The organism is Paracoccus onubensis (assembly GCF_003591515.1).
In the GTDB taxonomy this organism is placed as follows: domain Bacteria; phylum Pseudomonadota; class Alphaproteobacteria; order Rhodobacterales; family Rhodobacteraceae; genus Paracoccus; species Paracoccus onubensis.
Genome location: NZ_QZCG01000002.1, coordinates 224076 through 247589, shown reverse-complemented (window position 1 = coordinate 247589; position 23514 = coordinate 224076). Strand labels below are relative to the sequence as shown.

At 59.9% G+C, this 23514-nt stretch carries 22 protein-coding genes; 9 read left to right on the top strand and 13 right to left on the bottom strand.

Going from position 1 to position 23514, the window contains the following annotated elements:
* Nucleotides 1-16: 16 nt before the first annotated feature.
* The 8 genes from D3P04_RS03760 to pyrC form a co-directional block, all read right to left on the bottom strand.
* The gene (locus tag D3P04_RS03760; protein WP_119746087.1) at nt 17-3241 is read right to left on the bottom strand and encodes an error-prone DNA polymerase; all 3225 of its coding nucleotides are present in this window, start codon (nt 3239-3241) and stop codon (nt 17-19) included.
* A complete protein-coding gene (locus D3P04_RS03755) occupies nt 3238-4704 on the bottom strand; it encodes a Y-family DNA polymerase (protein WP_119746086.1) in 1467 nt (488 codons plus the stop codon). Before D3P04_RS03755 ends, D3P04_RS03760 begins: the two co-directional genes overlap by 4 nt.
* Complete coding sequence (locus tag D3P04_RS03750) at nt 4631-5200, bottom strand: ImuA family protein (RefSeq protein WP_119746084.1); 570 nt, start codon at nt 5198-5200, stop codon at nt 4631-4633. Before D3P04_RS03750 ends, D3P04_RS03755 begins: the two co-directional genes overlap by 74 nt.
* A gap of 57 nt (nt 5201-5257) precedes the next feature.
* Entirely contained in the window at nt 5258-6454 is a 1197-nt protein-coding gene (locus D3P04_RS03745; RefSeq protein WP_119746512.1) for a multidrug effflux MFS transporter, read from the bottom strand.
* 13 nt (nt 6455-6467) lie between these two features.
* The gene (locus D3P04_RS03740) at nt 6468-6824 is read right to left on the bottom strand and encodes a DMT family protein (protein WP_119746082.1); all 357 of its coding nucleotides are present in this window, start codon (nt 6822-6824) and stop codon (nt 6468-6470) included.
* Nucleotides 6815-8302, bottom strand: coding sequence for a replicative DNA helicase (locus D3P04_RS03735; RefSeq protein ID WP_119746080.1), 1488 nt, complete (start codon nt 8300-8302; stop codon nt 6815-6817). The genes D3P04_RS03740 and D3P04_RS03735 overlap by 10 nt, the downstream gene beginning before the upstream one ends.
* Nucleotides 8303-8632: 330 nt before the next feature.
* Nucleotides 8633-9304, bottom strand: coding sequence for an orotate phosphoribosyltransferase (locus D3P04_RS03725; protein ID WP_119746077.1), 672 nt, complete (start codon nt 9302-9304; stop codon nt 8633-8635).
* Nucleotides 9301-10341 carry a dihydroorotase gene (gene pyrC, locus D3P04_RS03720; protein WP_119746075.1) on the bottom strand — a complete coding sequence of 347 codons (1041 nt, stop codon included), beginning with the start codon at nt 10339-10341 and terminating at the stop codon, nt 9301-9303. Before pyrC ends, D3P04_RS03725 begins: the two co-directional genes overlap by 4 nt.
* A gap of 227 nt (nt 10342-10568) precedes the next feature.
* Here pyrC and D3P04_RS03715 point away from each other — a divergent pair, with 227 nt between their 5' ends.
* The 6 genes from D3P04_RS03715 (at nt 10569) to D3P04_RS03690 (ending at nt 16547) form a co-directional block, all read left to right on the top strand.
* Nucleotides 10569-10796 (top strand): antibiotic ABC transporter, encoded by a 228-nt coding sequence (locus D3P04_RS03715; protein ID WP_232844874.1) that lies wholly within the window; start codon nt 10569-10571, stop codon nt 10794-10796.
* A gap of 95 nt (nt 10797-10891) precedes the next feature.
* Nucleotides 10892-12310: a xylulokinase gene (gene xylB, locus D3P04_RS03710; protein WP_119746071.1), complete on the top strand. Its 1419-nt coding sequence runs from the start codon at nt 10892-10894 to the stop codon at nt 12308-12310.
* Nucleotides 12311-12433: 123 nt separating this feature from the next.
* Nucleotides 12434-13054: a 30S ribosomal protein S4 gene (gene rpsD, locus D3P04_RS03705; RefSeq protein ID WP_119746069.1), complete on the top strand. Its 621-nt coding sequence runs from the start codon at nt 12434-12436 to the stop codon at nt 13052-13054.
* 133 nt (nt 13055-13187) lie between these two features.
* Complete coding sequence (locus D3P04_RS03700; protein WP_119746067.1) at nt 13188-14585, top strand: helix-turn-helix domain-containing protein; 1398 nt, start codon at nt 13188-13190, stop codon at nt 14583-14585.
* Between the two features lie 167 nt (nt 14586-14752).
* Nucleotides 14753-16057 (top strand): M23 family metallopeptidase, encoded by a 1305-nt coding sequence (locus D3P04_RS03695; RefSeq protein WP_119746065.1) that lies wholly within the window; start codon nt 14753-14755, stop codon nt 16055-16057.
* Nucleotides 16047-16547, top strand: coding sequence for a bactofilin family protein (locus tag D3P04_RS03690; RefSeq protein WP_119746063.1), 501 nt, complete (start codon nt 16047-16049; stop codon nt 16545-16547). The genes D3P04_RS03695 and D3P04_RS03690 overlap by 11 nt, the downstream gene beginning before the upstream one ends.
* Nucleotides 16548-16673: 126 nt before the next feature.
* On the opposite strand, the gene coaD is transcribed toward D3P04_RS03690, so the two are convergent.
* From coaD to D3P04_RS03675, 3 genes are all read right to left on the bottom strand, one after another.
* Complete coding sequence (coaD, locus tag D3P04_RS03685) at nt 16674-17165, bottom strand: pantetheine-phosphate adenylyltransferase (RefSeq protein WP_119746061.1); 492 nt, start codon at nt 17163-17165, stop codon at nt 16674-16676.
* A gap of 83 nt (nt 17166-17248) precedes the next feature.
* Nucleotides 17249-17710 carry a CBS domain-containing protein gene (locus D3P04_RS03680; RefSeq protein ID WP_119746059.1) on the bottom strand — a complete coding sequence of 154 codons (462 nt, stop codon included), beginning with the start codon at nt 17708-17710 and terminating at the stop codon, nt 17249-17251.
* Between the two features lie 82 nt (nt 17711-17792).
* Nucleotides 17793-18683 carry a LysR family transcriptional regulator gene (locus tag D3P04_RS03675; RefSeq protein WP_119746057.1) on the bottom strand — a complete coding sequence of 297 codons (891 nt, stop codon included), beginning with the start codon at nt 18681-18683 and terminating at the stop codon, nt 17793-17795.
* A 100-nt stretch (nt 18684-18783) separates the two neighbouring features.
* Between D3P04_RS03675 and D3P04_RS03670 the strand changes: the two genes are divergently transcribed.
* The 3 genes from D3P04_RS03670 to D3P04_RS03660 all read left to right on the top strand — a co-directional run bounded on the left by D3P04_RS03670 (nt 18784) and on the right by D3P04_RS03660 (nt 21848).
* Nucleotides 18784-20283 carry a CoA-acylating methylmalonate-semialdehyde dehydrogenase gene (locus D3P04_RS03670; RefSeq protein ID WP_119746055.1) on the top strand — a complete coding sequence of 500 codons (1500 nt, stop codon included), beginning with the start codon at nt 18784-18786 and terminating at the stop codon, nt 20281-20283.
* Between the two features lie 72 nt (nt 20284-20355).
* Nucleotides 20356-20778: a DUF952 domain-containing protein gene (locus D3P04_RS03665; protein ID WP_408634350.1), complete on the top strand. Its 423-nt coding sequence runs from the start codon at nt 20356-20358 to the stop codon at nt 20776-20778.
* Nucleotides 20775-21848, top strand: coding sequence for a quinone-dependent dihydroorotate dehydrogenase (locus D3P04_RS03660; protein WP_119746053.1), 1074 nt, complete (start codon nt 20775-20777; stop codon nt 21846-21848). Before D3P04_RS03665 ends, D3P04_RS03660 begins: the two co-directional genes overlap by 4 nt.
* Before the next feature lie 115 nt (nt 21849-21963).
* On the opposite strand, the gene cysE is transcribed toward D3P04_RS03660, so the two are convergent.
* Both cysE and D3P04_RS03650 read right to left on the bottom strand, forming a co-directional pair.
* Entirely contained in the window at nt 21964-22791 is an 828-nt protein-coding gene (gene cysE, locus D3P04_RS03655) for a serine O-acetyltransferase (protein ID WP_119746051.1), read from the bottom strand.
* Nucleotides 22792-22947: 156 nt separating this feature from the next.
* A complete protein-coding gene (locus tag D3P04_RS03650; protein ID WP_119746049.1) occupies nt 22948-23481 on the bottom strand; it encodes a c-type cytochrome in 534 nt (177 codons plus the stop codon).
* Nucleotides 23482-23514 lie beyond the last annotated feature (33 nt).

Below are 23514 nucleotides of genomic sequence, written 5' to 3'. Positions count from 1 at the left end.
TGCTTTTCGCACCGGATCAGTGAAAATCCCGGCTTGGGAAAAGCCGCTTCGCCTGCTCCCGCGGGTGCCGGGCCGAGGGTTGCGGCGGCCCGTTTCCGGCAATGCGTACGGGACCGTTGATGCTTGCCAGCATCAGGGACAGATCTTCGACTTTTTCCGCGATGACATGCACCACCTGCCCTTCACGCTCGATACGGCCGGTAACGCGTAACAGGCGGCCACCGATGATCGCATTGCGGTAACGTTCGTAGATTCGCCTCCAGACAACGATATTCGAGGTGCCGGTTTCATCCTCCAGCGTCAGGAAGATGACGCCAGAGGCTGTCGCCGGTCGTTGCCGGGTAATGACAAGGCCGGTCACGGAAACCCGGCCATTCATGATGGATAATCGCTCATGCACCATGCTTTCGGGCAAGTGCCGGCGCAGTATTTCCAGCGGATGCGCCCGCAGGGAAAGGCGCATCGAAAGATAATCCTCGATCACCTCCTGCCCCAATGTCATCGTGGGCAATGTCACTTTCGGTTCATCCACGCCCTCACCATCCGCGCCGAACAATGGCAGCATTCCCGGAGAGCGCAGGGCGCGGGCGGCCCATAATGCGCCGCGGCGGCCAACTCCGATTGCAGCGAAGGCATCCGCTTCGGCCAGCCGTTCCAATATCTCGGGCTTGATCCCGGCCCGGAGCCACAGGCTTTCGACATCGGGATACCCATTGCCCCGAGACTTGACGATCTGTTTCGCATCCTCTTCCTTCATCCCTTTGATCTGACGCAAGCCAAGACGCAATGCGAGTTCGCCATCGCCGCACGCCTCCAATGTGCAATCCCATTCGGAGTGATTGACCGAGACCGGCAAAACCTCGATCCCATGATCGCGGGCATCCCGTACAAGCTGCGCCGGGCCGTAAAAGCCCATCGGCTGGCTGTTCAGCAGGGCACAGGTAAATACCGCCGGATGATGACATTTGATCCATGCCGAAATATAGACCAACCGCGCGAAACTGGCCGCATGGCTTTCGGGAAAGCCATAATCGGCGAAACCTTCGATCTGGGCGAAACAGCGGGCGGCGAAATCCGGATCATAGCCGTTTTGCAGCATTCCCGTGATGAAACGATCACGAAACCTGTGGATCGTGCCCATGCGTCGGAAGGTGGCCAGCGAGCGCCGCAGATGATCCGCCTCGGCTGGCGTGAAGCCGGCAGCGATCACGGCGATCTGCATCGCCTGTTCCTGAAACAGCGGTATGCCATAGGTGCCTTTCAGAACCTCCATCAACTCGGGACCCAGATCCTCGACACTCTCCCGTTTCTGACGGCGATTGAGGAAGGGCTGGACCATGCCGCCCTGAATCGGGCCGGGGCGGACGATGGCGACCTCGCAGATCAGATCATAAAGGTCACGCGGCTGCATCCGGGGCAGAAAATTCATCTGCGCCCTGCTTTCGACCTGAAACACGCCCACGGCATCGGCCTTGCAAAGCATATCATAGACGGGTGATGCATCCGGATCGTCGTCGGGCCGAAAACTGTCCAGCGTCAGTTCCAGTCCGCGATGATCCTTCAGCAACTTGAAAGCCTTGCGGATGCAGGTCAGCATGCCAAGCCCCAGCACATCGACTTTCATCAACCCAAGGCTGTCGATATCATCCTTGTTCCATTCGATCACGGTGCGATCCTTCATCGCCGCGTTCTCGATGGGGCAAAGGTCATCCAGGCGACCCTGGGTGATCACGAAACCGCCGACATGCTGCGACAGATGCCGGGGGAAGCCGATGATTTCGCCGATCAGCCGGGCCGTCAGTCCGACGCGCCTGTCATTGGGATCAAGGCCGGCCACCCGCAACTCCCCGATATCCGGCCCTTTCGAGGAGGACCCCCACATCAACCCGGTCATCCGAGCCAGCACATCCTGAGACAGGCCCATGACCTTGCCGACCTCGCGAATGGCGGCGCGCGATTGGAAACGGATGACGGTCGCAGTCAGCCCCGCATGTTCGCGGCCATATTTCTCATATATCCACTGAATGACTTCTTCCCGGCGCTCATGCTCGAAATCCACGTCTATATCCGGGGGTTCACCGCGTTCTTTGCTGATGAAACGCTCGAAGATCAGGGTAATGGAACCGGGCTGCACCTCGGTAATGCCTAACAGATAGCAAATAACCGAATTCGCCGCCGAACCGCGCCCCTGACAAAGGATCCCTTCTGATCGCGCGAAACTCACAATATCGCGCACGGTCAGAAAATAGGGCGCATATTCCAGTTCCGCGACCAGCCGCAATTCCGTTTCGACACGCGCGGCGATGTTCGACGGCAGCCCATCGGGATAGCGCCAGATACCCCCCTCTCGCACCAATCGTTCCAGCCGCTCTTGTGCAGGTTCGCCATCCTGTTCCTCATCCGGATATTGCCCACGCAAATCACCAAGCTCGAAGGCGCAGCGGTCCGCGATGTCCATTGTGCGCCGGATCGCAGTGGGGTGGTGCTGAAACAGCCGCGCCATCTCGGCCCCGGGTTTCAGGCGGCGTTCACCATTGATCAGACGGTTCAGGCCGATATCGTCGATGGTGCAGCCGATCCGCAGACAGGTCAGCACATCGGCCAGGGGGCGGCGCGCGGCACGATGCATCAGCACATCGCCAACGGCTGTCATCGGCAGACAGGTCTTTTGCGCAACCCGCTCCAGATGATCGAAACGCAGCGGATCGCGCCCGTCATAACGCGGGACAGCCCCCAGATAGCAAAAACCGGGAAAACGGTGCCCCATGGCACGCAGATCGGCATGGCTGCAACCGCTTTCCAAAGGGTCCGGCGGCAGGGCGATCAGGATCATCCCCCTGCCCCATTCCTGCAAATCCCGGCTGCCCAGATGACATTCGCCCTTTGACGCCCGTCTCTTGCCCAGCGACAGCAGCCGCGTCAGCCGCGACCAGGCCGCGACATCGGTTGGCAATGCCAGCCATTCCACCGGGCTATCGGTCAGCACAAGCCGGCAGCCCGCGATAAATTTCGGCAAAGGCATATCGCGCGGAACGATAGGAGTGTCTTCCTCTGCCTGCGAGCGCTTCATCTCTTTCAACGCCGTCCAGGCGCGGACCACACCTGCGACCGAGTTACGGTCAGTAATCGCAATAGCAGCAAGGCCGAGTTGTGCGGCACGGGTGATCAGTTCCTCGGGATGCGATGCACCGGTCAGGAAGGTGAAATTGCTGGTCACGCAGAGTTCGGCATAATCTTTCATGCGAATTCTCCCTGCATGGCCCATGCCGGTGCCTGTGGCGTATGGAACAACCACAGACGCGGCCCCTGCCGCGTCTCGATCCGCCAATAGTCGCGGATCCCGCTGCGCCATGCCGGATCATCGAACCACCATTCCGGGGCAATCCGCTCGGGGCCCGTGGCCCGCAAGGTCGTGTATCCCCTCCGACGCCAGCGGAAGCGCACGGGCGGGTGGCCAGAAACGGCTGTGACCGGTTCGGGCGGGAAAATGATGAGCGGGCGCAACGGTCCGTATCGCGGAGGTCTGATCTCGGCCCGGCTATAGGCTGCGGCAGAAAGCGTGAAGCTACGCTCGGGGATGTCGCTATCGGCAGGAAGCAGGCGCTGCACATGCTGAAATCCCAGACGATTGCCAAGACGCGAGAACAGATCGGCAAGCGCATCCTCCTGATCTGGCGTATTGCCGATTTGCTCGGGCGGCAGGTTTTCCGTGACATGGGCATGAAGCCGCATGGCCTCAATGCCGAAACCCGCATCGACCTCTTCAAGCTTTCTGGTGAACAGCGCCGCGATCCGAAAAGGATCACGCATCGGACGGGCAAGACCGATCTCGATCCTTATCGTCGCCCGGTCCACCCGCATAAGCTCCAGCCGCAACCGGCGGGCACCCATCTCATGACGGGCCAGTTTTCTGCCGAGTTGTTTCAGCAGACGCAGCAAAGAGGCCATGACATCCGCCTGCAGGCCAATGGGTTCGGGCAGGGTCATCCTGACCCCGAAATGCGGCGCTTCGGGCTCCGCCGCCACCGGTTCGGACCGTTCCCCCAACGCCTGATCCAGCCGCATCATCAGCCCGGGTCCAAAGCGCCGCGCCAAAGACGCCCGCGGCTGGCAGGCCAGATCCCCGATCCGGGTCAGACCCAGCCGGGTCAGCCCTTCGGCTATCTCGTGTCCGATCCGCAAACCCGCGACCGGAAGCGTCGCGATTCCCCGTTGCAAAGCTCCGCCAGGAATGATCCCGCCACCATGGCGCGCCAATGCGAATGCCGCTCCGCGCGATCCGGCAATCGCCGTATCGATCGTGATGCCCGCCCGCGCAAACCGCGCATGCAGATCGTCACGCAGGGCTTCCTCGCCCCCGAACAGATGCGGCACCCCGGAAATATCCGCGATCAGCCCATCGCTGCCATCCTTTGCAACCAAGGGCGCGTAACGCAGCGTAAAACGCCGCAGCGCCATTAACCCCGCTGCCTCCCGCTGCAGATCGGCGGGATGAGTCACAAGCCGAGGACAGATCGCGCGCGCATCGGCCAAAGGCATTCCCCGGCGCAGCCCCTGCGCTTCGGCAGTCATGTTCAGGCAATGCAGATGAATTGTATTGCCTGACCGGTGACTTAAGGCAAATGGCCCCTTACCGGGTCGATGTCGCAGGTGGAGATCGCTTGCCAGTCTTGGAAACCAGATCGAAAGCAGCCGTTTCGCCATGCCAATGCAATATCCACTCGCCAAATGTTCCCTTTTTGTTCTTTTTAAGGGACCAGCGATGCAGAGTCGAGTCCGCGCCTCCCGCCACAGGATCACAATGCCATCTTGTTTCGGTGGCATTGCTGCCTGCCCCTTCACGGATCAGCATCAGCCCCGGAGTCTGCCCGGCCTCGGCAGCCAGTTGCAGCCGGCGGGCAACGGTCAGGGACATGGGAATTTCAGGTTCGGCGATGACCAGCCCGACCGGCTGGCTGCGCAATGCTTCCTCGGTGGACCACAGCAAATCCGTCTCGTTTTCGGGACGGATCAGATGCAGCCGCTCACCCACACCCTCGGGCAATCCGGGTAGCATCGGACTATGCAAAGCGCGGGCAGGCGTAATCCAGATCAGCGGGCCATCGTGGCGCACCGCCTGAAACAGCGCGAAAGCATGACGGCCCTGCCCCTCGGCTTCATGCATCCGCGCCGGAGCAAGATGGAACGGATCATGCAGCATGCCCGGTCATTCCTTCCAAATCTTCATCTTACGATCTATTGGTTATATCGCCCCGGTTTATTTTGCCCGGCTCAACTGCGCCTCTCGCCGAAGCACCCACAGGATCGCCAACAGCGCCCCTGCCGCCGAAACCGTCATGATGATCATCAGCGGCATGGCCCCTGTTCCGGGCTGCAAAAGTGCCCCGGCAAGCGCAGACAACACTGCGCCCCCGGCAATGGCAAGCGCCCCGCCCAATCCGCTGGCGGTTCCCGCAAGCTCGGGCCGCACACTCATCATTCCGGCATTGGCGTTAGGCATCACCAGCCCGTTACCCAAACCCATGCCAGCGATCGCACCGAAAAAGATAAACGGATCGACAATCCCGAAAAGAAGTACCGTCAGCGAAGAGGCAACGAAGAACAGGCAGACACATGTGCCGATCAGGATCATCCGATTCAACCCGAACCGCGCAGTGAACCGGGCCGACAGGAAATTGCCCGTCAGATAACCGACCGAAGGTGCGGCAAAGAAATACCCCACTTCAGCAGGAGAAAGCCCAAAGACATGCTCGCCCACGAAAGGAGCCCCGCCGAGATAGGCGAAGAAACAGCCTGATGACAGGGTTGCCGCAAGACAATAGCCCCAGAACCGCACCGAACGCGCAAGAATCGGGTAGTTCTGCGCCTGCTGCCGCATCGACAACCCGCCATCCCGAACCGTCTCGCCCAGATCGCGCCATGCCACGATGCCGACCAGCAAGGCCAGAATCCCCATCACCGCGAAATTCGCACGCCATCCATAGGCCTCGTCAAGGATCCCGCCGACCACCGGCGCCATCATGGGAACGACGGCCATGCCCATGGTCACGTAACCGATCATCGACGCCGCCTGCGCACCATCATACATATCGCGCACCACGGCGCGGGGCACCAGCATGCATGTTGCTATAACCGCCTGAATCAACCGGAAAATCAGGAAAATTCCGACATTCGGGGCAAGCAATGTCCCGATCGTCGCAAGGATGAAAATGGCCAGCGAAGTCAGCACGACCGGCCGTCGGCCCCAGCGATCGCTGATCGGGCCACCCAGAAGCTGCAGCACCGCACTGGCCCCGATATAGGCCGAAACGGAAAGCTGCATCACGCCGTATTCCACCCCGAAATCCCGCGCCATGCCGGGCAATGAGGGCAGGAACACGTTCATCGACAGCGCCGATACACCGGACAGCGCCACCAATGTCAGGATATGCGGAGGCGTTCTCCTACCTGCCATGCCTTCGGTCACCTTATCCCCAGTCATGGAATACGAACCATGCGCCGGCGCAGATCAGCATGAAGCCGACGCCATGCTGCCAACTCAGCTTCTCGCCAAGGTATCCCCACGAGAAAAGGGCAAAGACCGACAGGCTGATGACTTCCTGTATGGTTTTCAGTTGCGCGGCACTGAAATATCCGTACCCGATACGGTTGGCAGGCACCTGCAGGATATATTCAAATAAGGCGATCCCCCAACTGATCATGATCACGGTCAGAAGCGGCGCCGCCTTGAATTTCAGATGCCCATACCATGCCACCGTCATGAACAGATTTGACAGGATGAGCAAACCGATCGTGACAACCGGAACCGACAGGCTCACTCCCATGAACTTTGCCGATCCTTTGCCAGATTGCCGAAACGGGTGAATTGCCCCTCGAAGGCCAGTTCGACCGTGCCGATGGGGCCGTGCCGCTGCTTGCCAAGGATTACCTCAGCCTTGCCATGCACCTGCTCCATGATCTGCTGCCACTTGGCCATCGCGTCCAGATCGCTGTCGGATGGTTTTTCGCGTTCCCGGTAATATTCCTCGCGGAACACGAACATGACGATATCGGCATCCTGCTCGATACTGCCAGATTCGCGCAGGTCGGACAATTGCGGACGCTTGTCCTCGCGGTTTTCGACCTGACGCGAAAGCTGCGACAGCGCGATCACCGGGATATTCAATTCCTTGGCGATGGCCTTCAGGCCCTGGGTAATCTCGGAAACCTCGTTCACGCGGCTGTCCTTGGCCGTCGCCGGGCGCAGCAATTGCAGATAGTCGATAATCAGCACATCCAGCCCATGTGTCCGCTTGAGCTTGCGGGCGCGGGCAGCAAGCTGATTGATCGGCAGCGCGGGCGTGTCGTCGATATAAAGCGGGCAGTTCTGCAACGCATGCGCCGCCTCGACGAAACGACGGAATTCGGCCTCGTCCATATTCCCGCTGCGGATACGCTCGCTGGGAACCTCGGCCGCTTCCGACAGGATACGGGCGGCAAGCTGCTCTGCCGACATTTCAAGACTGAAAAAACCGACCACACCGCCTTCCACCGTGCCATGCGTGCCATCCGGTCGCTCGCCCAGCTTATGCACCTTGGAAACGTTGAAGGCGATATTCGTCACCAAGGACGTTTTCCCCATCGACGGCCGTCCCGCCAGGATGATCAGGTCGGAATTGTTCAGGCCGCCCATCTTGTTGTCCAGATCGATCAGTCCGGTCGGAATCCCTGACAACTTGCCGTCCCGCTGATAAGCTGCGTTCGCCGCCTGAACTGCGCCCGTCACCGCTTTGAGAAAGCTTTGGAATCCGCGCTCGGCCACGCCCTGCTCGCCCAGCTTGTACAGCGTCTGTTCGGCCGCCTTGATCTGCTCTTCCGCGTCATCATCCACCTCGACGGTCGAGGCCCGCGCGGCGATATCCTGCCCCAATGCGATCAATTCGCGCCGTAGCGCGAATTCCCGGATCATCTGCGCGTAATCACGCGCCGCATAGGCCGAAATCGCCACGCCAGCGATCCGCGCCAGATAAGGCGCACCGCCAAGCTCCTGCAAACCTTCGTCATTCTCCATGAAGGCCTTGATCGTGACCGGGCTTGCAAGCGCGTTCTTGCGGATACGTTCGGCGCAGATCTCGAAGATGCGGGCGTGAACGGGGTGATAGAAATGTTCGGGCTTGATGATCTGGCTGACCCGGTCGAAGACATCGTTATTGGTCAGAAGCGCACCCAGAAGCTGCTGCTCGGCCTCAAGCGAATAAGGAACGGCCTGCGCTTCGCCTGCCTCGCCTTCCTGTCCCGGAACGATCACCCGAAGATTGGTCATTTGCCCGCTGCCCCCGCATGCTGATTATTCGAAACATGATACGCTAAGTTATGGGTTTCGCAAATGGCGGGCTCACAAAATCTAGTGGGTAGAACGGGGGATAAGCTGTGGATAACCTGCTACCAGGAAAGTTCAGTTGTGATCGTTTTGCCTGAGCAAAGCCAGATAGGGCAGAAGCCCAATTCCCCCGATCAGCCATCTCGCCCAGCCAAACATGGGAGCGACAAAGCTCATCATTAATACGAAAAAGATGCTATATCCGATAACAAGAAGTTTCACCCGGTTCTGTTGCTTCATAAATTCACCCAAACTGTCTACCATTGTACTCTCTCACCCATTCGCCGCCTGCCACCCTTTCGGATCGCTCAGGAAGGTCTGCACCTCAGTCAGCGTGGCATCGTCGAAGGCTCCGCTTTCCCGCGCCTCGTTCAACACATCCCACCACGTGCACAGGTGATGCAGGCTGACGCCATGATCGGCAAGGCGCTGCGTCGTCTCGGGGAAAATGCCGTAATAGAAGATCACTGCCGTATGGGCGCAGCTCGCCCCGGTTTCACGGATCGCATCAACAAAGGACAGTTTGCTGCCGCCATCCGTGGTCAGATCCTCGACCAGAAGCACCCGCTGCCCCTCGGTCATCACGCCCTCGATCCTTGCATTGCGGCCATAGCCCTTGGGCTTCTTGCGCACATAGCTCATCGGCAGACCAAGACGTTCCGCAACCATCGCAGCAAAGGGAATGCCCGCCGTTTCTCCACCCGCGATATTGTCGAAGGCTTCGAAGCCGGCATCGCGCATGATGGTCGCGGCAAGGAAGTCCAGCAAGGTCTGACGCACGCGCGGAAAGCTGATGATCCGGCGGCAATCGACATAGGTCGGCCCCTTCTTGCCCGACGCATAGGTGAAGGGTTGCTTGGCATTGAAATCGACCGCCTTTATTTCCAGCAGCATTCGGGCCGACAGGCGGGCGATCTCTTCGCGTGTGGGATAGGGCAGACTCATAGGTCCTCCAGATGCCAATAGAGGGGAAAGCCGGGATCGAAGACGGTAACGGTTTCGTCTCCGGCAACAATGGTTGCGGGATATTCGGCAGGAATATCGCGGCGAGTCAGGCGAATGCGATCCTCATTCGGCGGCAGGTCATAGAACGCGGCTCCGTTCAGACTTGTGAATGCCTCCAATCGGTCCAATGCGCCCTCTTCCTCGAAGACATGGGCCAGTATCGACATCGTGTTCGGCGCGGTGAAGCACCCCGCACAGCCACAGGGCTGCAGCTTGGCCCGGTCGGGATGAGGCGCCGAGTCGGTTCCAAGGAAAAACCGCGCATCGCCACTGGTCGCCGCCTCGCGCAGCGCCAGCCGATGGGTTTCGCGCTTGGCAATCGGCAGGCAATAATAATGAGGGCGAATGCCCCCGGCAAAGATCGCATTGCGGTTGATCACCAGATGATGCGTGGTGATGGTCGCGCCGATATTCTCGCCGCTGCGCGCATAGGCCACCCCGTCAGAGGTGGTGATATGCTCCATTACCACCTTCAGTTCGGGATTTGCGCGGCGGACCGGATCCAGAACGCGGTCGATGAACACGGCCTCGCGGTCGAAGATATCGACATCGGGATCGGTGACCTCGCCATGCACGCACAGGGGGATGCCGGCCTCGGCCATCGCCTCGAATACCGGGCGGATACGATCGAAATCGGTCACCCCGCTATCCGAATTCGTCGTTGCGCCTGCCGGATACAGTTTCACCGCCCGGATGATGTCGCCCTGATGCGCCTTGATCACATCTGCCGGATCGGTCGTATCGGTCAGATAGAGCGTCATCTGCGGCTGGAAGGTCGCGCCTTCAGGCAGCGCCGACAGAATACGCTCACGATAAGCGGCAGCCTGCTGGCCGGTCACGACCGGCGGCACGAGATTGGGCATGATGATCGCGCGGCCGAAACCGGCGGAATGAGGGGTCACGGCGCGCAGCATCTCGCCATCGCGCAGATGCAGGTGCCAATCATCGGGACGACGAAGGGTGATATGATCGGTCATGAAACGCCTCATTGCATGCCGAAACAGGCTTTCCAAGCCGGATTAACCGGAAACCGAACAGTTTTCCGGGCGTTGCACTTGCGGCATCGCGTAAAACTGACGAAGAATGCCTTTTTTGGCGATAATGCCATCCGATTGGTAAAAATAAACAAATGACAAGAAAAACAGTTTCTTCATCGCCTTTTCAACTTTGGGCACAACTCACGCGAATCTCGGTGGAATCGCAAATGGTAATCGGCTTGCGTGTGGCGGGAATGCTTGGTCTCATCGCTCAGGCTCCGGGTGAACCTTACCGTATGGTTGCGGAAAAACAGGCGGCGGCCTCGGAATCCCTCTACGCCATGGCGCAGGCTGCCAGCCGGGGCGCCAGCCCCGAACAAGTCTTGTCCGAAGCGCTTAGGCCGTATGATAAGCGCATATCCGCCAATTCCCGCCGGCTGACACGTCAACTCTGAAAATTGGCCGCAAGGCAATTTCCACCGCTATCGCGAATTGCGCCGCAGCGATGGATAACGCAAGAATGCGACGACCAGTAACGGGGAGGGACATAATGTTTCTTGGGATCGATCTCGGCACCTCGGGGGTGAAGGTGGTGCTGATTGACGATGCGCAGCGCGTAGCGGGTACGGGGCATGCCGCCCTGACCGTGGCGAATCCGCATCCCGGCTGGTCCGAGCAGATACCCCAAGACTGGATTGCCGCCACCCGCCGGGCGATTGCTGATCTCGGCATGCCGCTGAACAAGGTAGCGGGGATCGGACTGTCGGGCCAGATGCATGGCGCAATCTGCCTTGACGGCAACAATCGGGTTCTGCGCCCTGCGATCCTGTGGAATGATGGCCGCGCCTCGGAGGAAGCGGCGCGGCTGGACGGCGATCCGCAATTCCGCAAGCTCACCGGCAATATCGTCTTCGCGGGTTTCACCGCCCCGAAACTGGTCTGGATGCAGAACCACGAGCCGGATCTGTTCGCACAGACCCGCCTGGTGCTTTTGCCCAAGGACTATTTGCGCCTCTGGCTGACCGGCGAGGCGATCAGCGACATGTCCGATGCCTCGGGCACCGCATGGTTCGATCCGGCGAAACGGGACTGGTCCGGCGATCTGCTATCCGCGACGGGCATGGAGCGCAGCCAAATGCCGGCGCTGGCAGAAGGCAGCGAAATTGCCGGATATCTGCGGGCGGACATTGCCGGCGAACTGGGCCTTCCCCCCGGTATTCCGGTTGCCGGAGGCGGCGGCGACAACGCGGCCACCGCGATCGGCGCAGGGATTACCGGTCCGGGGGTCGGTCTGGTCTCACTTGGCACATCGGGCGTCATTTTCGCGGCCACCGACCGTTTCCTGCCCGCACCCGAAACCGCGGTTCACGCATTTTGCCATGCCCTGCCCGGTCAATGGCACCAGATGGGGGTGATGCTTTCCGCTGCCGCCTGTCTGGACTGGTGGGCGGGGATCGCCGATCAGCCGGTTGGCAATCTTCTGGCGGAGTTGGACGATCAGCCCACCCCACCGGGCCCCATCGCATTCTGGCCCTATCTGAGCGGCGAACGGACGCCGCTGAACGATCCTGCACAGCGGGCCGGGTTCACCGGGTTGTCCTCGGGCACGACCCGGCCTCAGATGACCCGCGCCGTGCTTGAGGGCGTGACACTGGCTCTGGCCGAGAACATGGCCGCGCTGCGCGATGCCGGAGGCGGGGCAGATTCGCTGATCGCGATGGGCGGGGGCGCACGTTCGGATCTGTGGCTGGCAATGTTGGCGCAGGCGACCGGCGTGCCGATTCTGCGCCCGGCGGGCTCCGAGACCGGGGCTGGTTTCGGCGCGGCGCGTCTGGGGCTGATGGCCGCTCTGGGGGCTGGCGCAGATGCGATCTCGCAGCCGGATATTGCGGCGCGATTCGAACCCGACCCGGCACTGGTTTCCGGCTGGTCCGAAGGATTGGCGCGATTGCAGGTGCAGCGCGCTTGACTCTGGCGCCGGTGGGGCTATAAGCGCGCACTTCATTGGTGTTGGCGGCCCCCGCAAGGGGATGCCTGTCGGGCTTCGGCCAAAGGACAACGCCCTTCGTAACGCAAAAGAAGGAGATCAGCGATGACCAAACGCACCGCTGCCAAGTACAAGATCGACCGCCGCATGGGCGAAAACATCTGGGGCCGCGCCAAATCCCCGGTCAACCGCCGCGAATACGGCCCCGGCCAGCATGGCCAGCGCCGCAAGGGCAAACTGTCCGATTTCGGCACCCAGCTTCGCGCCAAGCAGAAGCTCAAGGGCTATTACGGCGATCTGACCGAAAAGCAGTTCCGCCGCATCTATGCCGAGGCCGAGCGGATCAAGGGCGATACCGGCGAAAACCTGATCGGCCTGCTGGAGCGTCGTCTGGATGCAGTCGTTTATCGCGCGAAATTCGTACCGACCATCTTCGCCGCACGCCAATTCGTGAACCACGGCCATATCGAAGTTAACGGCAAGCGTGTGAACGTGCCGTCCTATCGCGTCCGCGAAGGCGACGTGATCTCGATTCGCGAACGCTCGCGCCAATTGGCCATCGTTCTGGAAGCCGTCGCCCTGCCCGAGCGTGACGTGCCGGATTATGTGGAAACCGACCACAACAAGATGACCGCGACCTTCCTGCGCACTCCGTCGCTGGGCGATGTGCCCTACGCGGTGCAGATGGAACCGAACCTCGTGGTCGAATTCTACGCCATGAACTGATCTTCAGGGAAAATCGCAAGTTCCGGGCCGTCCTGTTGGGGCGGCCTTTTCATTTCCGCCCCCGATACGTGCCACCACTTGCCGAACCAGCTTTGCAAAGGATAAAATCAAGTTTGCAAAGTAAGGGACAGTCATGGCCACGCAAAAGATCTATGCCGGAACAGCCCTGCGGGAAACGCGGGCGCGAGAGGGGCTGACGCAGCGGCGCTTTGCCGAAACCCTGGGCGTCTCGCTTCCCTATCTGTCGCAGATGGAAAACAATCATCGCCCGATCTCCGCCGGTGTTCTGCTGCGGCTTGCCCGGGAATACGGGATCGACCTGACCACGCTGGCGGCCGGCGATGCGGAACGCATGGTCATCGACATGCAGGAGGCTTTGGCCGATCCCTTGTTCGATTCCACGCCGCCATTGGCGGATCTCCGGCTGGCGGCCACCAATGCTCCCATGCTGGCGCGCGCCTTTCTGGATCTCTACCGCGCGCATCGTCAGGGACAGGAACGATTGGCCGCGCTGGACGAAGCCATCGGGGCGGCCGGTCAGAACGCGGTCATCACCGCATGGGAGGAAGTGCGGGATTTCTTTCATTACTGCGACAATTACATCGACGCCGTGGACCATGCGGCGGAACGTTTCGCCTGCACGGATGGCAGGCGCGGCGATCCCTGGCAGATCGCCGTCGACGCCCTGGCCCAACGGGATATCCGCGTATCGGTCGTGGAACTCCCGACCAATTCGGTGTTCCGCCGCAATGGCGGAGAATTGCACATGAATGCGGCGGCCGAAAAACCCACGCGGGTATTTCAGCTTCTGCATCTGGTCGCGCTTGAATTGCAACGCGACCTTTTGGAAGCCACGCTTGACCTTGCCCGTTTCCGCACCCCGGTTGCCCGCGAAATCGCCCGTGTCGGGCTGGCGAATTACTTCGCCGGAGCGGCCTTGATGCCCTATCGCGAATTCCTTCAGGCCGCGCAGACCGAACGCCACGATCTGGAGCGTCTTTCACATCTGTTCGGCGCATCGCTTGAGCAGGTGGCGCATCGCCTTTCGACCATGCAACGTCCGGGGGCAAAGGGTGTCCCGTTCTTTTTCGTTCGTGTGGATCAGGCGGGCACGATCACCAAGCGGCATTCGGCGACACGGCTGCAATTCGCCCGTTTCGGCGGCGCATGCCCGCTTTGGAACGTGCATCAGGCCTTCGAACAGCCGGGTCGGTTCCTGCGGCAACTGGCGGAAACGCCGGACGGGGTCCGTTATCTGCTGTTGTCGCGCGACGTCTCGAAACATGCCGGGGCGTTCAATGCGCCGGTCAGGCGCTTTGCCATCGGTCTGGGCTGCGAGATCAAGCATGCGGATGGACTGGTCTATGCCAACGGGCTTGATCCGGGCAATCCGCTTGTGTTTGAGCCGATCGGGATTTCCTGCCGGATCTGCCCGCGACCGGATTGTCACCAGCGATCGGTTCCTCCGATAGACAGACCCTTGCGCATCCCCGACAACCGCGACGGCCCCCTGCCTTACGAGATCGCCTGAGCAAACACAATATCGGCGGATTATCGCCACTCAAAGCGCGTTTCAGCCAAAATATAGAGGTGCGACATAAGGAGAGTTGCCTTGTGGGCACAGCCTATTATTACCGCTAGGCAACTGGAACTGCAGCACCTCGAATAAAGAAGCGGGTGCGACATGAGGGACACACATTGCCAAAGCGCCTTATCAGCAGCCTGAACTCTTCCCTTGAACGATGGCTGCCCGAGAAACGTTTGTTTCTGCGTTCAGACGATGCGACCCGCTTTTTACGCCTCCGCCCCCTGACACAACTTGGCTGCCTGATGGGCGGCACGGTGATGTTCGGATGGACATTGTTCGCAAGCTCGGTGCTGGTCATCGACGCGATCAGTTCCGGATCGAATGAAGAGCAGATGGTTCAGGCGCATGCTGCATTCGAAGAACGGCTTGCTCAGCTTTCGTCCGAGCGCGATGCCCGCGCGGCCGAAGCATTGGCAACGCAGAACCGGTTTACCGCCGCCCTTCAGCAAGTGTCTGAAATGCAATCGCAACTCCTTGCATCCGAAAAGAAGCGGAGTGAACTCGAGACAGGTCTGCAGACCATCCAGTCAAGCCTGCGCCAGGCAATTTCCGAACGCAACGATGCCGAAGAGCAAATCCGCATGACAGATGGCAATGACGCGACGAACCATGCGCGGGATGAGGAAATCGCCGCTGCGTTGGATATTCTGTCTGGCGAGTTGCGCGATACCGCCAAGGCCCGGGGCGAAGCAGAGCGCAGCGCGGAAGTGGCCCTGAAAACGGCCGAGGAATTGCGGATCGAACGTGACCAGATCGTTACCCGCAATGATGAGATTCTGAACCAGCTTGAAAACGCCGTCACGGTCTCGGTCAAGCCGCTGGATGATGTCTTCCGTTCGGTCGGGATGGATCCGGATGAGGTACTGGAAGCCATTCGGAAAGGATATTCCGGTCAGGGTGGTCCGCTGAACCCGATTTCTTATTCGACCAGCGGCAATGCGGCCCTGAAGCAAAGCGAAACCAAGGCCAAGCAGATCGTCGTCACGCTGGACGAGATGAATACCTATCGCATCGCCATCGAAAAGCTTCCTCTGGCGATGCCGCTGAAAACCTCTTATCGCCTGACGTCGGGTTTCGGTCGCCGCTGGGGCAGGATGCATTCCGGAATCGATATGGCCGGCCCGACCGGTACCGCCGTTTATGCAACCGCGGACGGGGTCGTGAATTTTGCAGGCCAGCAAAGCGGTTATGGCAACCTGATAAAAATCTCGCATGAGCTGGGAACGGAAACCCGCTTCGGGCATCTGTCACGAATTCGTGTAAAACAGGGGCAAAGGGTGTCGCAAGGCGATCTGATCGGTGATATGGGGAGTACTGGACGCTCGACCGGACCGCATCTTCATTACGAAGTGCGTATGAATGGCCGGGCCGTAGATCCGATGAGTTTCATCAAGGCAGCAAACAATGTTTTCTAAGACTCGTGTGACCGAAAATCAGTCTCAGCAGCCAGCTTCCGCACCCAAGGAAGCCGAAGCCTACAACGCCCCCGCGCCCGAGCGCGCTGGCGAGAATGTGGTGCCAACCGCGCCGCGCGGCCGGACCACGCCATCCGTTCTGTCCTCTGATCTGACCGTGGTCGGGAATATCAAGACCGAGGGCGATATCCAGATCGAAGGCACGATCGAAGGTGATGTTCGTGCGCATCAGCTTACCGTCGGCGAAACCGCTACGATCAAGGGCGAAATCGTCGGTGACGACGTTGTCGTCAATGGCCGGGTCGTTGGTCGGGTCCGGGGTCTGCGTGTGCGGCTTTCGGCCAGCGCGCGGGTAGAGGGCGATATTATTCACAAGACCATCGCAATCGAATCCGGCGCCCATTTCGAGGGATCGGTTCAGCGTCAGGACGATCCGCTGGCGAATGGCGGCGGAACCAAGAAGCTCGCGCCGCCTGCCGCTAGCACGTAAGATTGTGATAACTTCGCGCTTCATTGCGTGAACAAGGCCCGCTTCAGCGGGCCTTTTCATTTTGTTGCCGATGTCTGACGCCGATCAGGCAGCCGCAATGGCACTTTGCCCGAAAATCTGTCCGGATCAGGTCAATTTTCTTATCAGGGCAGCCCGTACATCCGGCGTCACGAATTTCGACACATCGCCGCCCAGTCTGGCGATCTCCTTGACCAGTTTCGACGCGATGGCCTGTCTGCGCGCATCAGCCATCAAAAACACCGTCTCGACGCCGGAATCCAATGCGCGGTTCATGCCAACCATCTGAAATTCATATTCGAAATCCGCCACCGCGCGCAATCCGCGCACAATCACGGTTGCTCCGACATTGCGGGCGCAATCTATCAGCAGGTTCTCGAATGGATGAACGAGGATCTCTCCTCCGGTTTCCGCCATGATCGCATCGCATTCGGCGCGAACCATGGCGACTCGTTCCTCAAGACTGAACAGCGGAGCCTTGTCGCGATTGATCGCGACACCGATCACCAGCCGATCGACCAAAGCCATTGCCCGCTGAATGATATCAGTATGGCCCAAGGTGATCGGATCGAATGTACCGGGATAAAGGCCAGTGCGCATTGTTAGAATTCCTTATGCGTGAACTTGCCCTCAGGGAAAACTGATTTCCACCGGATCTGCAAGGCTTTGACTGAATTTCAGCCTTAGCTGCCCATGATCATGCCGGTCAGTGCCTCCTTCTCGGCGGCCAATTCCTTCAGCCGCCCGCTGACCGCATCTCCGATAGAAAGCACGCCCAGCATGTTCCCGTCATCATCGACCACCGGCAAATGGCGAAAGCGCCCTTTGGTCATACGGTCAAGAATGCTCAATGCATCTTCACCCACAGTACAGGTCTGGACAGAGGTCGTCATGACCTCGCGGATTGGCGTGTTCAGGATACCGCTACCCTTTTGCCCCAGTTGCCGGACGATATCGCGTTCGGACAGGATACCTTCCGGCTTGTAGCCATCAGAAGAAACAACGACGGCACCGATCCGCTTTTCGGCCAGAAGTTTTGCCGCGTCCTCAAGCGTGGCATCCGGAGCGATGGTGAAAATGGTTGCCGACACGACGCCGGGCTTGCCCGACAGGCCCTTCATCGACAAAAGCTGATTGACAAGCATTACAGTTCCTCCGCCCAGATTATTCTTTTATCATTTTCTTACATTCGCTTCACGTCAAGTCCGACCTCTCGCTGATGCCGCGTCAATCCGGCTTTGCCTCAAGCAACGCAATTTCTTGTCTGATTTCACGCCCCAATTCATCGGCAAGCAGGGTCATTCGACGAGAAGCGCGGTCATCCGCATGACGCAGCAGCCAGAAATTCCGGGTCAGGGCGATCTCATCGGGCAGAACCTTGCGCACGCCGGGCGCGAAGGGGATGGCAAAGTCATGCACGATCCCCAGCCCCGCCCCTGCCCTGATCGCCTGCATCTGGACGGAAACCGAATTCGAGGTGATCGCAGCAGCCTCGACCCCGGTTTCGGACAGATAATCCAGTTCCCGGTCGAAAATCATGTCGGGAATATACCCGATCATCCGGTGGTGACGCAGATCGGCCAGGCGCGCAATCGGGGGATGACTGCGCAGATAATCATCATGAGCGGCCAGATGCAGATGGTATTCGGACAGGCGCTGTACCGTCAGCCGCCCGGTTTCAGGCGGGGAAACCGCAATCGCCATATCCGCTTCGCGTTTCGACAGATTCACCACGCGCGGCAATGCGACGATCTGGATCTCCAGTCCCGGATGCCTTTCGCTCATCCGGTGGGCGATCTGCGGAAGCAGATAATTCGCACAGCCATCCGGTGCGCCGATTCGCAACTGCCCGGATATCCCCTCGTCCCGCCATGTCGCCTCAAACGCAGCGGCGGCCGCCTTTTCGGCCGCCTCGGCAGGTGCAACCAATCTGCCACCTTCGGTCGTCAATATGTAGCCTTGCGGGGTCTTGGCGAACAGAACCGCGCCGACCGCCTGTTCAAGCCGCGCGATCCGCCGCCCCACGGTCGAGGCATCCAGACCCAGCCGCCGCCCCGCCCCTGACAGGCTTTCATTTCGTGCCACGGCAAGAAATATGCGCAGATCGTCCCAATCCATGTCTGACCCTTGCAATTTTGCAAAATGCTTTTGTCACCCTGCCCCTTTCCGCAGCATTTGCGCAAGACTATGCTGCATCTGACAAATGCAGGAGGACAGCATGAAAGAGATTCACCACTGGATTGACGGGAAAGAGGCCAAGGGTACATCCGGGCGCTTCTCTGATGTGTATAATCCGGCCACCGGCGAGGTGCAGGCGAAATTGTCGCTTGCCACCAGATCCGAGCTGGACGCCGCCGTCGACAGCGCCGCGAAAGCGCAGATCAAATGGGGCGCGACCAACCCGCAGCGACGCGCCCGCGTGATGATGGAATTCGTACGCCTGCTGAACCGCGATATGGACAAACTGGCAGAGGCGCTGTCCAGCGAACATGGCAAAACATTCCCCGACGCCAAGGGCGATGTGCAGCGCGGGCTGGAAGTGATCGAGTTCTGTATCGGCGCACCACATCTGCTGAAGGGCGATTTCACCGACAGCGCCGGCACCGGCATCGACATGTATTCGATGCGTCAGCCGCTTGGCGTTGTCGCAGGGATCACGCCTTTCAACTTCCCGGCGATGATTCCGCTGTGGAAAATGGGACCGGCGCTGGCCGCCGGAAACGCGATGATCCTGAAACCGTCCGAACGCGATCCATCGGTTCCGCTGATGCTGGCTCAGCTTCTGAAAGAAGCCGGACTACCCGATGGCGTGTTGCAGGTCGTCAATGGCGACAAGGAAAGCGTCGATGCGATCCTCGACAATCCGGTCATTCAGGCGGTGGGTTTTGTCGGCTCGACCCCGATTGCGCAGTACATCTATGAACGCGCAGCGCAATCCGGCAAACGCGCGCAATGTTTCGGCGGTGCCAAGAACCATATGATCATCATGCCGGATGCCGATCTGGATCAGGCTGCCGATGCGCTGGTCGGTGCAGGCTATGGCGCTGCGGGTGAACGCTGCATGGCGATTTCGGTTGCGGTTCCGGTGGGCGAGAAAACCGCCGATGCATTGATCGAAAAGCTGGTGCCGCGTATCGAGAAACTGAAGGTCGGCCCCTGGACGGCGGGCGATGATGTGGATTACGGCCCGGTGGTGACCGCGGCGGCGAAAGAGAATATCCATCGCCTTGTCCAGTCCGGCATCGATCAGGGCGCGGAACTGGTCGTCGATGGTCGCGATTTCAGCCTCCAGGGTTACGAGGATGGCTTTTTCGTCGGCCCGCATCTGTTCGACCGCGTGACCCCGGATATGGATATCTATAAGACCGAGATTTTCGGCCCGGTCCTGTCCACCATCCGCGCCGGCAGCTATGAAGAAGCGATCGGGCTCGCCATGAGTCATGAATATGGCAATGGCACCGCGATCTTCACCCGCGACGGCGATGCCGCCCGCGATTTCGCCAACCGGATCAATATCGGCATGGTCGGGATCAACGTTCCGATCCCGGTACCGTTGGCCTATCACACCTTTGGCGGCTGGAAGAAATCGGGCTTTGGCGATCTGAACCAGCATGGTCCCGATGCCTTCCGTTTCTATACCCGGACCAAGACGGTCACGGCCCGCTGGCCCTCGGGCATCAAGGAAGGCGGAGAGTTCAACTTCAAGGCCATGGATTAATAGTCTGCCGGGGGGTTCTGTACCCCCCGGTATTCGTATGCCGGAGTACTGGCGATACGAAGAAGCCGGCCGATGATCCTTTTCGCGCCCCGAGAACTTCCCGCGATTCTGTGCGATACGCTCTTGACCACAAGGCGATGCCGGACGCAAAACGGCATCATGCTGATTTACAAGATCCTCCGAGAATCCGAATGGGCTGAACTCAGCGCCAAGGGCACATCCCCTGGTGCGCCGGTCGATATTACAGATGGATTCGTGCATTTTTCGACCGCCGCCCAACTGCCCGGAACACTTGCAAAACATTTCGCGAATGAGATCGGGCTGACTCTGCTGGCCTGCGATTCACTCGCAATGGAAGCGGATCTGAAATGGGAACCGTCGCGTGGCGGAGATCTTTTTCCGCATCTGTACCGGCCGCTTGCGTCATCCGATATTCTCTGGGCACGGCCGATCGAAGACGGGCCGGATGGCCATGAGATCGGGCCGCTGGAATGAGCATCATCGAAAAAATCGGCCTCAATGCGTTACTCCGTCTGGATCCGGAACAGGCGCATGATCTTTCGATCCGGGCACTTGCGCTTGGATTGGTGCCGTTGCCCGGCGCGCCGGTCACCTCCGACCGTCTTCGTGTTGCACTTGCCGGATTGTCACTGCCCAATCCGGTCGGGCTGGCAGCCGGTTATGACAAAAACGCCCGCGCTGTCCCGGCATTGATGCACGCCGGATTCGGTTTTATCGAACTGGGTGCCGCAACCCCGCGCCCACAGCCCGGCAACCCGAAACCCCGCCTGTTCCGGTTGCGCGAAAATCAGGCCATCATCAACCGCTTCGGTTTCAACAATGACGGCGCAAGCGCCATCGCCGCGCGGCTATCCGAACGCCCTTCGGGTATTCCCGTCGGGTTGAATATCGGCGCGAACAAGGACAGCACCGACCGTGCCGCCGATTTCGCAGAGGTGACACGTATCGCCGGTTCGGCCGCAGATTTCCTGACCGTCAACGTCTCCTCCCCGAATACAGAAAAACTCCGCGACCTTCAGGGGGCCGAGGCGCTTGCCGCGCTTCTGGACGGCGTGATGGAGGCGCGTGATGCCTTGCCGCGCCGGGTCCCGGTTTTCATCAAGATTGCACCGGATCTGGACAATGCGGCCCTGTCCGATATCGCCGCAGTCGCCCGCAATGCACAGATAGACGCGATCATCGCCACCAATACGACCCTGTCGCGCGACAATCTGACAAGCCGCTGGAAAACCGAGGCCGGGGGATTGTCGGGCGCACCGCTATTCGAACGCTCGACCGAGATACTTGGCAGGCTATATCGGGAAACGGGCGGAAAAATTCCACTGATCGGAGTCGGCGGTATCGGTTCGGCCCAGCAGGCATGGGATAAGCTTCGCGCGGGCGCGACAGCGATTCAGCTATATTCGGCGCTTATCTATCAGGGCTTCTCACTGGCATCCCGCATAGCCGAAGAATTGGATGACCGGTTGTCGCGTGAAAAAATCACGCTGCCGGAACTGACAGGAAGCGCACCGGGTCTTGGACCCGACAGCACTGCCTGGTAACCGGCCACACTCGCCAAAATCCACCCGCGCCTCAAATATCCCGGCGTCCGGAGACAGCACCCCGGTCGTCGCAGGACGCATAACAACGACCTTTCCAGTCACGCTGGCCCGCGCGTTAAATGTAATCTTCGATTCCCAGCAACTGGTTCATGCTTTGCGACGGCTCGGCGCAACCGGCATCGCCGATCACCCGCGCAGGAACACCGGCAACCGTCTTGCAATCGGGAACTTCATGCAACACGACCGATCCCGCCGCGATCCGCGAACAATTCCCGATCCGGATGTTCCCCAGAACCTTCGCCCCCGCGCCGATCATCACGCCGTCGCCAATCTTGGGATGGCGGTCGCCATCCTCTTTCCCGGTTCCGCCAAGCGTAACGGAATGCAGCATCGAGACATCATCGCCAACCGTAGCCGTCTCACCGATGACAATGGAATGGGCATGGTCGATCATGACACCAGTGCCGATCCGGGCTGCCGGGTGAATATCGACACCAAAGCATTCCGAGCAGCGCATCTGCACGAAATAGGCCAGATCGCGCCGCTCTTCCTGCCAGAGCCAGTTCGCCATGCGATAGGCCTGCAATGCCTGATACCCCTTGAAGAACAGAATCGGCTGGATCAGCCGATGCGTCGCGGGATCACGCTCGTAGACGGCAAGCAAATCCCTGCGCGCCGCATCCCCAAGCCCGGGCGAGGCGCGATAGGCCTCATCGGCGATTTCCCGCAAAATCTGTTCGCTCATCTCGCCGGAAGCCAGTTTTTGCGAGAACCGATAGGCCAGTGCGGCTTCAAGGCTGCGATGATGCAAAAGCCCCCCGTGGATCACCGAGCCCAGCAGCGGTTCGTTCCGAATCGCCTGCGCCGCCTCATCGCGTATCTGTGCCCAGACCGCGTCACGGTCGAGTTCCAACGGCTTCTTGTCGCCATATTGCATATTCATCGGGAAACCCGCGCTTGATGTTTAAGAGACAAGCATAGACCAAAACCCATATAGGGAAAAGCAGAGGGTGATACCATCCCCTGCCATGGTCTTACGGCCATTCCAACCGGGCAGGCGCGGATCAAATTCCCCGCAAGCCCGAAAGGCCGCCTTGGTTTATTCCACGCTTTGCAGATAAGCGATCAGATCCGCCCGATCTTCAGGCTTTTTCAAACCGGCAAAGGACATTTTGGTGCCGCTGACCACGCCTTTGGGATTGGTCAGGAATTCCTGCAGCGCCTCTGGCGTCCATTGCGGCGCTTCTGCTGCATGATCGGTCATACCGCTCGAATAAGCGAAGCCGCTGACAGAAGCCACATCGCGGCCCACGACTCCGTTCAGATGCGGACCTACGCCATCGCTGCCATCCACAGCGTGACAGGCTTTGCACTTGCCGAAGCCCTTTTCGCCCGCGGCGGGGTCGGCAGCTTCCATAAGAGCTGCGAAATCGATCTCTTCCTCACCGCCTTCGCCACCTTCCTCGGTTTCCGGAACCGGGATGGTGTAAGCCTGAGCATGTTCCTCACCCTCGCCATGCCCGGCCGAGCCAACGTGATAAAGAGCACTGGCCCCCCAGTTTACAAGCAGCAAGAACAGAAGTGCCCCGATAAGTGCCCCGGCTGCCTTGGTCACGGTCATGGTGTCGAACATCGCGTGCGGTCCCCGATTGGTAAGCTCGTCAAT

What these genes read in the sequence shown, in the direction of transcription:
- D3P04_RS03760 (WP_119746087.1), bottom strand. Translation starts at nt 3,241, where the DNA reads ATGAAAGATTATGCCGAACTCTGCGTGACCAGCAATTTCACCTTCCTG.
- D3P04_RS03755 (WP_119746086.1), bottom strand. Translation starts at nt 4,704, where the DNA reads ATGGCGAAACGGCTGCTTTCGATCTGGTTTCCAAGACTGGCAAGCGAT.
- D3P04_RS03750 (WP_119746084.1), bottom strand. Translation starts at nt 5,200, where the DNA reads ATGCTGCATGATCCGTTCCATCTTGCTCCGGCGCGGATGCATGAAGCC.
- D3P04_RS03745 (WP_119746512.1), bottom strand. Translation starts at nt 6,454, where the DNA reads ATGGCAGGTAGGAGAACGCCTCCGCATATCCTGACATTGGTGGCGCTG.
- D3P04_RS03740 (WP_119746082.1), bottom strand. Translation starts at nt 6,824, where the DNA reads ATGGGAGTGAGCCTGTCGGTTCCGGTTGTCACGATCGGTTTGCTCATC.
- D3P04_RS03735 (WP_119746080.1), bottom strand. Translation starts at nt 8,302, where the DNA reads ATGACCAATCTTCGGGTGATCGTTCCGGGACAGGAAGGCGAGGCAGGC.
- D3P04_RS03725 (WP_119746077.1), bottom strand. Translation starts at nt 9,304, where the DNA reads ATGAGTCTGCCCTATCCCACACGCGAAGAGATCGCCCGCCTGTCGGCC.
- pyrC (WP_119746075.1), bottom strand. Translation starts at nt 10,341, where the DNA reads ATGACCGATCATATCACCCTTCGTCGTCCCGATGATTGGCACCTGCAT.
- D3P04_RS03715 (WP_232844874.1), top strand. Translation starts at nt 10,569, where the DNA reads ATGGTAATCGGCTTGCGTGTGGCGGGAATGCTTGGTCTCATCGCTCAG.
- xylB (WP_119746071.1), top strand. Translation starts at nt 10,892, where the DNA reads ATGTTTCTTGGGATCGATCTCGGCACCTCGGGGGTGAAGGTGGTGCTG.
- rpsD (WP_119746069.1), top strand. Translation starts at nt 12,434, where the DNA reads ATGACCAAACGCACCGCTGCCAAGTACAAGATCGACCGCCGCATGGGC.
- D3P04_RS03700 (WP_119746067.1), top strand. Translation starts at nt 13,188, where the DNA reads ATGGCCACGCAAAAGATCTATGCCGGAACAGCCCTGCGGGAAACGCGG.
- D3P04_RS03690 (WP_119746063.1), top strand. Translation starts at nt 16,047, where the DNA reads ATGTTTTCTAAGACTCGTGTGACCGAAAATCAGTCTCAGCAGCCAGCT.
- coaD (WP_119746061.1), bottom strand. Translation starts at nt 17,165, where the DNA reads ATGCGCACTGGCCTTTATCCCGGTACATTCGATCCGATCACCTTGGGC.
- D3P04_RS03680 (WP_119746059.1), bottom strand. Translation starts at nt 17,710, where the DNA reads ATGCTTGTCAATCAGCTTTTGTCGATGAAGGGCCTGTCGGGCAAGCCC.
- D3P04_RS03675 (WP_119746057.1), bottom strand. Translation starts at nt 18,683, where the DNA reads ATGGATTGGGACGATCTGCGCATATTTCTTGCCGTGGCACGAAATGAA.
- D3P04_RS03670 (WP_119746055.1), top strand. Translation starts at nt 18,784, where the DNA reads ATGAAAGAGATTCACCACTGGATTGACGGGAAAGAGGCCAAGGGTACA.
- D3P04_RS03665 (WP_408634350.1), top strand. Translation starts at nt 20,356, where the DNA reads ATGATCCTTTTCGCGCCCCGAGAACTTCCCGCGATTCTGTGCGATACG.
- D3P04_RS03660 (WP_119746053.1), top strand. Translation starts at nt 20,775, where the DNA reads ATGAGCATCATCGAAAAAATCGGCCTCAATGCGTTACTCCGTCTGGAT.
- cysE (WP_119746051.1), bottom strand. Translation starts at nt 22,791, where the DNA reads ATGAATATGCAATATGGCGACAAGAAGCCGTTGGAACTCGACCGTGAC.
- D3P04_RS03650 (WP_119746049.1), bottom strand. Translation starts at nt 23,481, where the DNA reads ATGTTCGACACCATGACCGTGACCAAGGCAGCCGGGGCACTTATCGGG.